Below are 14,050 nucleotides of genomic sequence, written 5' to 3'. Positions count from 1 at the left end.
CACCATGTCCATTTTCTCCATGTTGGAAGCCGCCTTGCGCGCGGAAGGCTGGGCGCTCGTTCGCGCCCCGGTCAGTGACCGATACAAGTCTCTGACAGAACTGCTGATCGACGATTACGTCAGGCGGCTCAGCCGCCCGGGCCTCGATGGCAGCTGCTACCGCAACTTCATCGCCGACTGGCTCTACTTCGAACGACCCATGATCGATCGCTTCAAGGGCGAGGAATTCTCGGCCCAATTTGAAGGTCCCCTGGTCGCTATCGGCGACAAGACATACCCGCTCGGCGGGTTCATTCTCCACAATCTCCAATGGGCCCGATTGTCCCCTGAAGATGCTTTCGATTTGCGCGAGGCACTGCGTGTTGTGGTCGATCGGTCAGTGCGCAAGTGGATGCAGGACAAGGACCTCACATTCGTCCCCGCGCTTCCTGAAAAGCCGTTCCCCGACCGTGCTGCCGCCGACGCTGAAGCCGAGCGTCAGATCCGCGCATTCGCGCGCTTCGAGCGGCCACTTGGGGAAATCTAGTGATGCACAGTCAGGACTATTCACCGGAACCTGTGAAGGGCCACGATGCGATGCATCGGGCCCGGAAAAGGGATACACACCCCACGCACGCGTGCAGCGAGGATTTCTGCGGTTTTCGGGGCGCGCGCAAAGCGCGCTCGTTCAGCGCAGCCACCACAAACGTCGCAATTGCGCCATTTCCAGCGCGCGCTTCGAGCGCGCGCGGGAGGTCGTGATGGCAAGCTTCATCAAGCGGACCATCCGCCTCAATCCTTCGCAGGCAAGGACGCTTACCGGCTTCGCAAACCGGCGCGGTCTGTCGGAATATGCCTTGCTGCTGAAGGTCATCGATGCAGGCTTCCTTGCGCTCCTGCATGGCGCCGACCGGGAGACCGATCTCGCCGAAATGGCCAGCGTGATCGGGTCGATATCAGAGCGCCTTGCCGATGCCGAACGGGTGCTTGACCGCACCCTGTTCACGGCCTGCGCAGCCTATGCCTATGCGCGCAGTTCGGCGCTCGGTGGTCGCACATCTGACGAGGCGATCGCCGCTGAAGCGCGGGCCGCATTCGAGCGCCAGCGCAAGCTGGCCGGGGAGGGCGAGCGATGACCGCCGGTACCGATTTCGTCACTCGTGCCCACGCGCTGTGGCGCGTGCGCATGGCCCAATGGCAGCAGCGCTTCGGGTTCTTTGCCCGGCTCGTTCTGCTGTCCGGCGGGGCCGGCGCAATCATCGCGCCGCAGTTCGTCATGAACGCCGCCGAGCTCAAGGTCTCAGGCCAATGTCTGGGGGCCAGGCTGCTCGTCATGCTGGGCGAGATGGCGGGCAAGGACCTGATGATGAACGTGTCGCTGGAGGGACGCCGTTTTACCGTTTCAGCGGCTGCTTTTGCCAACGAGCCGCTGATCGCAGGCACCTTCTCCAAGGCCGTAACCCTGCTCATCATCGGGGCAATTCTGGGGTGCGCGTTGGGATTGCTGGCGGCCTGGCTGCTCCAGCGCACCATGTCCGCACAGGGGCAGGATACGCTGGCCGACCGGGTGATCGGCGGGACCCGTCTGGCGCGCCAGGAAGATGTCGCAGCACAGACGCGTTTGCTCGCTGGAAGCCGTGCCCTGCAGATCGGCCCGGTCCCCATTCCGCAGCGGATCGAGACCCGGCACTTCGCCTTTCTCGGTACCACTGGCAGCGGCAAGACCACCGTCTTGCGGCAGATGCTCGACGGCATCGAAGCGCGTGGGGAAGCGGCCCTCGTCTACGACACCTCGGGCGAGTTCATCGCCCACTATTACAACCCCGCGCGCGGCGACATCATCCTCAACCCATTCGATGCCCGCTGCGCGTTCTGGTCGCCTTTTGACGAGATATCCCACCCCGCCGATGCCGACCGCATCGCGCGCCAGCTGGTCTCTGAAACCGGCAGCCAGGATGACGATGTGTGGCTCGAGACGAGCCGCATTCTGGTGGCCAACATGATGCGGTCCTTGTGGGCGGAGAAGAACGGCAGTCTCGAGGCTCTGCTCGATGCCTTGCAGGTCAAGAGCAAGGAGCAGTTGAAGGCTTGGCTGGGCCATACATCCTCGGCCCGAACCTTTGCCGATGATGCCGACCGCGCCACCGGCAGCGTGCTCTTCATGCTGGCGAAGGCCGCGAACCTGATCCAGTTCCTGAAGGTCGAACAGCAGAATGCGACGCGCTTTGCCTTCCGGGATTTCATCGTCGGACTGGACCGGATCGAGGGGGCCAAGCCCTGGATCTTTGTCCCGCGCAAGGAGGACTATTTCGAGGCCGCCAAGCCGCTGATGGCCTGCTGGCTCGAATGTGCTGCGAGCGCGGTGCTCGGGCTTTCGCCATCGCCCGATCGGCGCATCTGGTTCGTGCTCGATGAGCTGGCCGACCTTCCCCGCGTCGAGAACCTTGCCCGCCTTCTCCCCGAAGGCCGCAAGTTCGGGGCGGCGATCGTGCTCACCTTTCAGGCGCTGGGTCAGATGCGCCATCGCTACGGCGACAACATCGCCGAGGCCATGCTGGCCTGCTGCAACACCAAGCTGTTCCTGCAGACCGTTGACCGCGAAACCCGCCAGTGGGCCAGCGAGACCATCGGCCAGTGCGAGGTCGAAATGCGGGTCGCCACTGACACCTTGATGATCGGCAAAGAGGTGCCCCGCACCGCCATTGCCACAGAGCGCCAGTTCCGCGCGGCTGTGCTCGAAAGCGAACTGCGTCTTCCCCCGCATCAGGGCTTTCTGCTGCTGCCTGATGGCCTGCCGGTTGCGCGGATCGGGCTTACTGCCGAGCACATCACGCGGCGGGGCTCGCCGCGCCAGCCTGCCTTTATCGCGGGCGATCCGGCGAGCACCCTGTGGAGCCGGGTCAGCGCGATTACCGTCCCTTCTGCCTCTGAACCGGAGTCAGGCACCAAGGCAGGACCAGAGGCGGGACCGGTGTGATGGTGGCTTCGGTCTCTGCCCTGACCAGCGCCGGGCAGGCAGCCAGCTACTACGAGGCTGACGACTACTATGCCGAGGGCGGCTTTGCTCCCTCGGAATGGTTCGGAGAGGCCGCCGCATCGCTGGGCCTCTCCGGTGAGGTAGACCGCGTGGAGTTTGCCGAGCTGCTCGAAGGCCGCGTTGCCGGGCAGCAGCTTGGCACTACCCGTGATGGCCAGGTCGAGCATCGGCCGGGCTGGGATATCACCTTCTCCGCGCCCAAGTCGGTCTCAATTATGGCCGAGGTTGCCGGCGACAAGCGGCTGATCGCTGCGCATGCCGCAGCCGTCAAAGCCGCGCTGTCCCATGTAGAACAGCATATGGCGGCAACCCGCGTGCGCGAGGGCGGGGAGGTGCGGCGCGAGGAAACCGGCAACCTCGCCATTGCCACCTTCCGCCATGCCACGAGCCGCGCTCAGGACCCGCAGCTCCATACCCATGCGGTGATTCTCAACGCGACGCAGGACAAGGATGGCAATTGGCGCAGCCTCGAGCCGCGTGCCTTCTACCAGCTGCAAAAGGAGATCGGCGCAATCTATCGCCAAGAGCTGGCGCATGGTGCTGCGCAGATCGGTTACCGGATTGAGTCTGGCAAGGACGCGATGTTCGAGATTGCGGGCGTGCCTGACAAAGTAATCGAGGCGCTCAGCCAGCGCACCGCCGCGATCGATGCGCGGCTTGCCGAGCGCGGCACGAGCCGGGAGGAAGCGAGCGCCGCGGAGAAACAGATCGCGGCGCTCGATACCCGCGAGGCGAAGAGCCACACCGACCACAAGACCCTGCAGGTCGAATGGCGCGCGAAGGCAGAAGCGACAGGCTTTGGCGAGGCAGCGCAGGCGCGCGTCATCGCAGAGGCCGAAGAGCGGGCAAAGGCAGGCGAACTGGCGGCGAGCCCTGACATCCTTGCAGTGCGCGCTGTCGCTTGGGCTGCTGCCAAGCTGTCCGAGCGGCAGGCCGTGTTCCCGGCCAGCACGCTGGCGCGTGAGGCGGGCGACTATGCCTTTGGCAGGATCAGCCACAGCGCCATCAGCGCCGCCATTGGCCAAGCGGGCGAGCGTGGCGCGCTGGTCCCACGCGTGTTCCTTGACCGGCGCGGGGCGGAGTTTGCAGGCTTCACCACGCCCGACGCCATTGCGACCGAGCAGACCATGCTGCGCCTTGAAGCCGCCGGGCGCGCCGTGGCCGCTCCGCTGGCATCGCCGCTCGCCGCTGCGCGGGCAGTTGAGCGCGCCGCGCGGCAATCCGCACGCGCGGGCTTTGCCTGGACGGATGATCAGAAGCGAGCGACTGCTGCGCTACTCACCTCGCGCGACCGTTTTACTGCAGTTCAGGGCTATGCGGGGACCGCCAAGACGACGACCGTACTGGCGACCTATGCCCGCGAGGCAGCGAAGAGCGGACTTGCTGTGACGGCGCTCGCGCCGACTGCATCGGCAGCCACCGTTCTGGGAGAAGCGCTTGGTCTGCGCAGCGATACGGTCGCGCGGCACCTTGTCTCACCCGAGGGCAAGGGGCTGGGCAAGGGTGCGGTCTGGATCGTCGATGAGGCTTCGATGCTCTCGGCGCAAGATATGGCGGCTTTGATGGCCAGCGCCGACAAGGCCGGTGCGCGGCTTGTGCTGGTCGGCGACGTCAGGCAGCTCGGATCGGTCGGTCCAGGCGCGGCCTTTGCCCAGTTGCAGCAGGCTGGCATGGCCACCGCGAAACTCGCCAGCGTCGTCCGCCAGACCAATGCCGACACCCGCGAAGCCGTCATGGCGTCAATCGAGGGCCATGCCGGCAAGGCTCTGGCCGCGCTGGAGCGCGGCGGAGGCGACGTGATCGAAGATGCAAGCAGGGATGCCTGTCTAGCGACGATGGCACAGCGCTATGTTGCCTTGAGTCCTGCGGAGCGCGCGCGCACTCTTGTGATCGAGCCGTCGCGTGACGGGCGCGACACCCTCACCATCATGATCCGCCAGCAGCTGGCGCAGCGCGGCGAGCTATCATCCGCCGCCGTCCGGTTCGAGGCGCTTGAGGCCAAGGGCCTGACCCGCGCTGAAACCCGGCAGGCCGCAAGCTATGCCATCGGCGATGTCGTCCGCTTTGCCCGCGACTATGCCGACAAGGGCGTGACGCGCGGGGCCGCCTACCGGGTCGAGCGCATTGATCCGGAAAAGGCCGCGATATCATTGAAGTCCGCCGACGGCTCAGCCATCGACTGGCGGATGCGCCAGTGGGGTTCGGGCAAGGTGGAGGTGTTCGAGCCAAAGGCGATGGAGCTTCAGGCGGGCGACCGGGTGCAGTTCACCCGCAACGACCGCGAGGCCGGACGCATCAACGGGCTGCGCGGCACCGTCACCAGTATCGATCCCGAGCGGCAGCAGGCAACCATCGCGCTGGCCAATGGCCGCGAGCAGCGGCTTGATTTGACCGACCCCCGCGACGCCCATCTGCGCCATGCCTATGTCCAGACTGCCCACGCAGCACAGGGCCAGACCGCCGAGCGTGTCCTGATCCACGCCGACAGCCGCTCTGCCAATCTGGTCGATCAGAAGATGCTCTACGTCGCGCTCTCGCGCGCAAAGTCCGAAGCCATTGTCGTCACCGACGACAAGGCGCGGCTGATCCGCGCGATCCATGAGCGCGCGGGCGAAAAGCAGACCGCAATGGAGGTGAGTGCGCCAGAGGCGTCCAAGGCGAAGTCCCTGGGAGCTGGTCTCGGCTGATCGTGTGATGCGTAAACGCAGGGCCATGGCATCCTTCGCCCTGTCATTGGAATGAACTGCTCCCTCTCGTGACAGGCCGTGCCGGGCGGGATCAACAGCCTGCCCGCTCCATTCGGGCTTCGCCCTCCCGTGTTGGCTGTTCTGCGCTTCGCGCTGACCCGCCCGGCCATCCGGCCCGTCCCTTCATCCGCGTTCCCAACGACAGGACGAAGGATTTACCACCATGGCCAGCTCCGCAACCGCCAGCATCTACGACACAATCACCAACCAGATCGTCGCCGCGCTGGAGCGCGGCACCGGCGACTACACGCTCCCCTGGCACCGCAGCAGCGCCCCGCTGACCCGGCCCATCAATGCGGTCACCCGCAAGGCCTATCGCGGGGTCAATGTCCTCGCCCTCTGGGCCAGCGCTGAGGCGCAGGACTTCGGGCATGGTCTCTGGGCGACCTATCGCCAGTGGCAGTCGCTGGGCGCGCAGGTCCGCAAGGGCGAAAAGGCCTCGCCGATCGTGTTCTACAAGGTGCTGGACAACGCCGAGGCCAGCGAAGACGAGGCGCGCGAAAACGCAGGCCGGATCTTCGCGCAGGGCTCGCATGTGTTCAACATCGCGCAGGTCGAAGGCTATGCCTTGCCCGAGGTGCCGGAAGCCGAGACCTTCGATCCCATCCCCGATGTCGAGACCTTCATCGCTGGCACCGGGGCTGCCATCCGCGTTCAGGGCGAGAGTGCCCACTACACGCCGTCCACCGACACGATCACTATGCCCGACCGCGAGCGGTTCTTCGCCACCGACACCGCCAGCGCCGAGCAGAACTGGTATGCCATCCTGCTCCACGAGCTGGTCCACTGGACCGGGGCCGATCACCGTCTCGCCCGTACCTTTGGCAAGCGCTTTGGCGACGAGGCCTATGCCATGGAAGAGCTGGTCGCCGAGCTTGGTTCAGCCTTCCTGTGCGGCGACCTCGGGCTGTCGGTCACCCCGCGCCCCGATCATGCCTGCTACCTCGCAAGCTGGCTGAAGGTTCTGAAGGGCGACAACCGCGCGATCTTCACCGCCGCCAGCGCGGCGGCGAAGGCTGCGGAATGGTTGGGCGATGAGTGACACCCCCTCAACTAGAGCATATGGAATCCCCATTCTACCGAATTTTATCGTCAGACCAGGAGCTTGCTCTGCACGAAGCTTGCACCAATTGCCTAGCTGCGTATCATGTCCCCCCAATGGAAACTGAGGTTCACCCGCCCCTTTCGTTCGCCGCAAGCCGGGCCGCTGCAGGCCTGTCGCTAGAAGAGACGGCACGCGAGTTCGGCGTGCCGCTTGCCACCATCGCCGAATGGGACCACGGTACCTCGACACCCCCTAGCCATGTGCTGCGCTCGCTGGAAATGATCGGGCGCTTTTGCGTAGAAGGCAGGGAAACGACGGCCTTCCAGGCTCCCCAATCATTGACTGCGCCAATGTCTGTTCCGAAAGCCATCCCGAGCCCCATGTCCGCCAGCAGCGACCTCATCAAATCCAAGCAGCGCGTGGCAGATCATGGCGAGGTGTTCACGCCGCCTTGGCTGGTCGAGAGGATGCTCGATCTGGTGAAGGGCGAGACCGAGCGGATCGACTCCCGCTTTCTCGAACCTGCGTGTGGCAGCGGCAATTTTCTTGTTCCGATCCTCCAGCGCAAGCTGGCGGCGGTGGAAGCCAAGTACGGCAAGATCGCGTTCGAGAAGCGTCACTATGCCCTCGTAGCGCTTGCCAGCCTCTATGGGATCGAGCTGCTGGACGACAACATTGCCGAATGCCGCGCCAACATGCTCGATGTTTTCGCAAAATATCTCGGCCTCGCCGAGGATGATGACCTTTGCCGCTGCGCCAGCCACTTCCTTTCGACCAACCTCATCCATGGTGACGCGATGACGATGAAGAATTCGGACGGTGGGCCGATCAGCGTCGTCGAGTGGAGCTACATCGGGAAAGGCAAGTTTAACCGACGAGACTTCCGGCTCGACGTGCTCACCGGCATGGCCAGCTTGCGCGAGGAGCGCTCACTGTTTGCCGGGCTAGGCAATCACGAAATCTTCCAACCGACCAAGAGCTACCCGCCAATGACGGTGCGCGAGCTGGCGGCACTGGACCGTGCGGAGCTGCAAGGATGAACGAACAGGTGGCTTTCGGGCTAAAGGGCCGCAACCCTGATGTGCTCAGCTGCATTGCCAACCTGTCGAACGACGAAGTTTTCACCCCGCCTGAGTTCGCCAATCGCATGCTCAAGACCTTGGAGCAGGCATGGGCGGCCAGCAATGGCGGCGCGAGCATTTGGGCCGACAAGACCGTCACATTTCTCGATCCTTTCACCAAGTCAGGTGTGTTCCTGCGCGAGATATCCACACGGCTGATCGCAGGGCTGGAAGGGCAAATCCCGGATTTGCAAGAGCGCGTCGACCACATCCTGACCAAGCAGGTGTTCGGCATCGCCACCACGCGCATCACGTCATTGCTGGCGCGTCGGAGCCTGTATTGTTCGAAGCATGCTGCCGGTCCGCACAGCGTTACCCGCAGCTTCGGCGATAATGATGACGGCAATATCTGGTTCGAACGTACCGAGCATGTACGCGAGGGAGATCGTTGCCGCTTCTGCGGTGCGAGCGGTGAATTGCTCAGGCGCGGCGCGGACGAAGAAAACTACGCATATGCGTTCATCCATACAGACAACATCAAGGTTCGCTTGGGCGAGCTCTTCGGAGGCAAGATGCAGTTCGACGTTATCATCGGAAATCCGCCCTACCAGCTCGATGATGGTGGCCATGGAACCAGTGCCGCGCCAATCTACCAAAAGTTCGTCGAGCAAGCCAAGGCGCTTGAGCCCCGCTTTCTGACAATGGTCATTCCGTCGCGGTGGTTTTCTGGCGGCAAGGGTTTGGACGACTTTCGTGAGTCCATGTTAAAGGATGATCGGCTGCGCACGATCGATGATTTTCTCAGTGCCGCCGATGTTTTCCCCGGTGTTGGGTTGAAGGGCGGTGTCTCTTACTTTCTTTGGGATCGCGAGAATCCGGGGCCTTGCAAGGTTACCACGCGATTCCAAGGTTGGGATGACTCAACGGCGACCCGCCCTCTACTTGAAGAGGGAGCCGAAATCTTTATCCGGTTTAATGAGGGACTTTCGATCCTTCGCAAGGTGATAGCTCACGAGACCGGCCAAAGGGTTAGTCTTGCATTACCTGACGAGAAACGCTTCGATAAGCTTGTCAGCTCAGCGCGGGTCTTTGGCTTCCGCACGTTCTTCAAAGGAAAGCCGCGGAAATCCCCGGGCGATCTGACCATTTATCAGAATGGCGGCATAGGTTATGTTCGCCCTGAGCAAGTTACCTCCGGGCAGCATCTGATCGATAAGTGGAAGTTGTTTGCTGGCTATGCCGCGCCGGGTACAGGCAACAAAGACACCTACCCTCACCGGATCATCAGTACACCGTTCGTCGTTGGGCCAGGGACTGTTTCGTCTGAGACATACCTCAGCATCGGCCCATTCGAGACAAAGCAAGAGGCCGAGAGTGCCCTGTCCTATCTCTCTTGTCGACTTACGCGGCTGCTGATCCTTCTTCACAAGTCCTCCCAGCACGTCACCCGAAAGGTCTATACATTTGTTCCCACCCAAGAATGGAACCGACGATGGACTGACGCTGAACTGTATGAAAAATATCGCTTAACCGATGAAGAGATTGCGTTCATCGAGAAGATTGTAAGGCCAATGGACGTGTTCTCCGACTTGCTCGGAGATGTTGTCGTAGATGACGATCCCGATGCCTAAGCCGACCATTGACGAAATCTTGCTTCCGAAGCCCGATGGTCGTCTGCGCATCTATGCTTGGACGCCTAACGATCCGCCGCCCGCTTATGCCGGCCTGATCAAGGTCGGGCAGACCACGCAGGCCGACGTCAATGACCGCATCCGCCAGTCGCAGGGACAAATGCAGCAGGCCTACACGCTCCATGTCGATGAAGTGGCGGAGCGCGCAGACGGCTCTGCCTTCCGCGACAGTGATGTGCGCCGCCGTCTAATCGAAAAGGGCTTCGAGAACGTCACCATCGGCTCTTCGCGTGAATGGATGCGCTGCTCGCCCGCAGATGTGCAGAGCGCCATCATCGAGCTACAGGAGGGGCTGAGTTTCCAGTCCGCGCGGAACGAAACCTTTCCTATGCGCCGCGAGCAGGCGGAGGCGGTGGAAGCCACCTACGATTACTACCAGTCCCGCTGGGCGGAAGATCCTAAGGCAGTCCCGCGTTTCCTCTGGAACGCCAAGATGCGTTTCGGCAAGACCTTCACCGGCTATCAGCTGGCGAAAAAGCTGGATGCCAAGCGCGTGCTGGTCGTCACCTTTAAGCCCGCAGTCGAAGATGCGTGGGAAGCTGATCTCAATAACCACGTCGATTTCGAGGGCTGGAAGTATCTCTCTCGCAATGCGGAGGGTGATCCGCTCGCCGTGCCGAAGGACACGCCGCTTGTCTATTTTGGGTCCTTTCAAGACCTGCTTGGCAAGGATCGATATGGCAACATCAAGGCACGCAACGAGTCGATCCATGTCATCAATTGGGATCTCGTGATTTTCGACGAATACCATTTCGGTGCATGGAGAGAGTCGGCCACATCTCTTTTTGAAGACGAAGAGAAGGCAGTCGAGCGAGTGGAGTCGCTTCTCGAGGGCGGCAAAGTCAGTGAGACCAAGCTGGCCGAGCAGACCGCAGACCTACAACAACCACTCGAAAGCGAGGCCGACTTTCTTCCGATCACCTCGCGCGCGTTCCTCTATCTTTCCGGCACCCCGTTCAAAGCGCTAGCCACGGGCGAGTTCATCGAAGAGCAGATTTTCAACTGGACCTACACTGACGAACAGCGTGCCAAGGCTACATTTGCTGCTGAACGTCCGGCGGAGCGAAACCCATATGCCGCGCTGCCACAAATGCAGCTGCTGACCTACCAGATGCCGGACGAACTGCTGGCTATCGCGAGCGGCGGCGAGTTCGACGAATTCGACCTCAACGAGTTCTTCAAGGCGAGAACTAAGGGAGTGATCTCGGAGTTCGAGCACAAGGACGAAGTGCAGCGTTGGCTCGACATCATTCGTGGGCAGGATTTGGCCGAGAGCTATGTCAGCTTGAAGACCCACGCCTCTCCGCCGTGGCCTTATTCGAACGGCCAATTGCTCCCATGGTTGCAGCACAGCTTTTGGTTTCTGCCCAGCGTTGCCGCTTGTTACGCTATGCGCGATCTTCTTTCGGCACGGCACAACGTGTTTTGGCACGACTACAATGTGATCGTGGCAGCAGGCCCGAATGCTGGGATGGGCCCTGATGCTCTACTTCCGGTGCGGCGCGCGATTGGTAGTGGGTACCAAACGAAGACGATCACCCTGTCATGCGGTAAGCTGACAACAGGGGTGACCGTGCCCCAGTGGTCGTCGATCCTGATGCTTCGCAACCTCAAGTCGCCCGAGACCTACTTCCAAGCGGCGTTCCGGGTACAATCGCCCTTCTCGATTAAGAACCCAGAAGGGGACGATCCCAATCGCGAAGATGTGTTGAAGCCCGTCTGCTTCGTGTTCGACTTCGCTCCAACGCGGGCGCTTCGTCAAATCACCGATTACGGCATTGGCTTGTCGCCGAGCGAGCCTAACCCGGAAAAAGCGGTGGCGGACCTCGTCTCGTTTCTGCCGGTGCTTGCCTTCGATGGCTCCGTGATGGTGCAGGCTGATGTGGACTTCATTCTAGACTACGCCACGGCAGGCACTACTGGCACGCTGCTCGCCAGAAAGTGGGAATCGGCGATGCTTGTTAACGTCGATAACGACACGCTGCGCCGGGTCCTCGCTAGTGCAGAAGCCATGGCGGCTGTTGAGCGGATTGAGGGCTGGAGTGCGCTAGGCAACAATGTAATCGAGACGATTGTAAACAAGAGCGAAAAAATCAAGGACCTCAAGAAGAAGGCCAAGGAAGCCGATCTCTCCGAGAAAGAGAAGAAGGAGCTGACTAAGGAGGAGAAGGCTTACAAGTCGCTGCGCAAAAAGGTGCAGGACAAACTTATCAAGTTCGCGACCCGCATTCCGGCCTTTATGTATCTGACCGATTTCCGTGAGAACACGCTGGTGGACGTGATCACCAAGATCGAACCAGACCTGTTCCGCACCGTGACCGGTCTAACCGTTGGCGACTTCAATCTGCTCGTCGACCTTAAGGTATTCAACACAGAGCGGATGAACGCCGCTGTGTTCGCCTTCCGCCGGTATGAGGATGCGTCGCTGCGCTATACCGGCATCGATACCCATGAAGGATTGACCCGGATTGGCGGCTATAACACTGTTGTAGCGAGAGAATCAGCCCGCTAAGCTCTTTACGGGCCGAAGCAATTCTCGCTCGGACACGCTTGGGAGGACCGCTGATGTACAAGCCAGGGGGCACGATCGCTGCAGCGCTGGAGAAGATCCAGTGCAAGTCCTACGTGCTGCCTGCAATCCAGCGTGAGTTTGTCTGGAAGCCTGAGCAGATCGAGCGTCTCTTCGACAGTCTGATGCAGGGCTATCCCTTCGGGACCTTCCTGTTCTGGACGGTGAAACCAGAAACCAGCGGCAGCTTCAAATTCTACGACTTCGTTCTGCACTACCATCAGCGGGACGCTGCGCATTGTCCGGAATTGCCGACCTTGCACAACCAAACGGTCACCGCCGTGCTTGACGGCCAGCAACGCTTGACCGCCCTGAACATCGGCTTGCGCGGCTCCATGGCCATGAAGCTTCCGAGCAAGTGGTGGAACAATCCCGATGCCTTTCCCAAGCGCACGCTTCGGTTGAACTTGCTGGCATCGCCCGAGCCCGATGAGGATGGGGTCGTATACGACTTCCGCTTCCTCGATGATGCCCAAGTTGAGCGCGATGAAAGTGCGCTATGGTTTCCTGTTCCTGATATTCTGGGAATGAAGGGCGGACCGCCGATGCTTGCCTGGCTGGTGAGCAAAAAGCTTGAAGGGGAGGATCTCAACCGGGCCTACACCATCCTCGATCGGTTGCACCAGGTCGTCCATATGGACCAGCGCGTGTTCTATTATGAAGAGGAGAGCCAGGACGTCGAGCGGGTGCTCAACATCTTTATCCGCCTCAATTCCGGCGGGACGGTGTTGTCATATTCCGATCTTTTGCTGAGCATAGCGGTCGCGCAGTGGAAGAAGATCGATGCGCGCTCCGAGATCCATAACCTGGTCGACGAGATCAATCGCATCGGTACTGGGTTCACGTTGAGCCAGGATTTCGTCCTCAAGGCTGGCCTGATGTTGTCCGACATCGCATCGGTGGGTTTCAAGGTCGAGAACTTCACCCAGGCCAACATGGTAAGGCTCGAGGCCAATTGGCCCGAGATACGCGCCGCTCTGGTCCGCACGGTCGAACTTGCCGCAAGCTTCGGCCTCAACGGGCAGACGCTTCGCGCGGACAGTGCGCTGCTGCCGATTGCCTATTATCTTTATCGCCGCAAGGCGCCGGCCAACTACACGCTCAGCAATCAGTTCGCGGCGGATCGTGCAGTCGTGCACTCATGGCTCATCAGATCCCTACTCAAGGCATCTGGTATTTGGGGGAGCGGCCTCGACACGCTCCTCACGGCATTGCGCGAGGTCATTCAGCAGTCGGGAGGAGAGAACTTCCCTGCTCAAGCTCTTGAGCAAGTCATGGAGGCTCGGGGCAAATCCCTTTCGTTCTCGCCTGCCGAAGTCGACGACATGCTCACGATGCAGTACGGCGACAAGCGCATGTTCGCGCTGCTTTCGATGCTGTTTCCCTTCGTCAACCTGCGGAACCAGTTCCACATGGATCATGTGTTTCCGATTTCACGGTTCACAACAGCGAAGCTGCGAAGAGCGGGCATCGCCGAGGAGCGGATTGCTGACTATATCCGGATGGCGAATGAGCTTCCGAACCTGCAGTTGCTCGAAGGAACCGTGAATGGCGAGAAGCGCGATACTTTGCCCAGTTCATGGCTCTGTACCCATTACCCAAACACGGGTGATCGGGATCACTACTGTACGATGCACGACCTCGGGGACGTGCCTGATACGCTTGAAGGCTTTCCGGAATTCCACAATGCGCGGCGTGAGCGCCTGCGGGAGCGGATTAGCTCTGTTCTCAGTGTGGCGATGCCCTGAACGGTTTGTCCGACATATTGGCGCGCTACCCTATCGGCCAACCTGCTCTAACCGCTGGCGTGGACCGGGCATGTGGTCACAGCCTATCCGGGTGACAATCAGGAGCGGTAGGAAATAGAGCGGGAGATTCTGTAGGAAGCGCTCTGTCCCGTATGACCGGGGTGCTACGGCGC

9 protein-coding genes are annotated in these 14,050 nt (G+C 61.3%); all 9 read left to right on the top strand.

All coding sequences use genetic code 11. The features are described from left to right. The first annotated feature begins 4 nt into the window (after positions 1–4). The 9 genes from CBR61_RS00390 to CBR61_RS00350 all read left to right on the top strand — a co-directional run bounded on the left by CBR61_RS00390 (position 5) and on the right by CBR61_RS00350 (position 13,877). Complete coding sequence (locus tag CBR61_RS00390; RefSeq protein WP_157696449.1) at positions 5–526, top strand: hypothetical protein; 522 nt, start codon at positions 5–7, stop codon at positions 524–526. After that, a complete protein-coding gene (locus CBR61_RS17085; protein WP_233996789.1) occupies positions 450–1,115 on the top strand; it encodes a YbaK/EbsC family protein in 666 nt (221 codons plus the stop codon). The genes CBR61_RS00390 and CBR61_RS17085 overlap by 77 nt, the downstream gene beginning before the upstream one ends. Then, on the top strand, positions 1,112–2,956 hold the full coding sequence (locus tag CBR61_RS00380; RefSeq protein WP_088912576.1) for a type IV secretion system DNA-binding domain-containing protein: 1,845 nt from the start codon (positions 1,112–1,114) through the stop codon (positions 2,954–2,956). The genes CBR61_RS17085 and CBR61_RS00380 overlap by 4 nt, the downstream gene beginning before the upstream one ends. After that, positions 2,956–5,703, top strand: coding sequence for a MobF family relaxase (mobF, locus tag CBR61_RS00375; protein WP_088912575.1), 2,748 nt, complete (start codon positions 2,956–2,958; stop codon positions 5,701–5,703). The genes CBR61_RS00380 and mobF overlap by 1 nt, the downstream gene beginning before the upstream one ends. Positions 5,704–5,926: 223 nt before the next feature. After that, positions 5,927–6,805: an ArdC family protein gene (locus tag CBR61_RS00370; protein ID WP_088912574.1), complete on the top strand. Its 879-nt coding sequence runs from the start codon at positions 5,927–5,929 to the stop codon at positions 6,803–6,805. A gap of 116 nt (positions 6,806–6,921) precedes the next feature. After that, a complete protein-coding gene (locus CBR61_RS00365; protein WP_233996788.1) occupies positions 6,922–7,848 on the top strand; it encodes a DNA methyltransferase in 927 nt (308 codons plus the stop codon). Then, positions 7,845–9,500: an Eco57I restriction-modification methylase domain-containing protein gene (locus CBR61_RS00360; RefSeq protein ID WP_088912572.1), complete on the top strand. Its 1,656-nt coding sequence runs from the start codon at positions 7,845–7,847 to the stop codon at positions 9,498–9,500. Before CBR61_RS00365 ends, CBR61_RS00360 begins: the two co-directional genes overlap by 4 nt. Next, positions 9,481–12,072: a DEAD/DEAH box helicase family protein gene (locus CBR61_RS00355; RefSeq protein WP_233996787.1), complete on the top strand. Its 2,592-nt coding sequence runs from the start codon at positions 9,481–9,483 to the stop codon at positions 12,070–12,072. Before CBR61_RS00360 ends, CBR61_RS00355 begins: the two co-directional genes overlap by 20 nt. Positions 12,073–12,125: 53 nt before the next feature. Further along, positions 12,126–13,877: a DUF262 domain-containing protein gene (locus CBR61_RS00350; RefSeq protein WP_088912571.1), complete on the top strand. Its 1,752-nt coding sequence runs from the start codon at positions 12,126–12,128 to the stop codon at positions 13,875–13,877. Positions 13,878–14,050 lie beyond the last annotated feature (173 nt).

Source organism: Porphyrobacter sp. CACIAM 03H1 (assembly GCF_002215495.1).
GTDB lineage: Bacteria > Pseudomonadota > Alphaproteobacteria > Sphingomonadales > Sphingomonadaceae > Erythrobacter.
The sequence above is the reverse complement of the archived record's forward strand: the minus strand, read 5'-3'. Positions and strand labels throughout refer to the sequence as shown.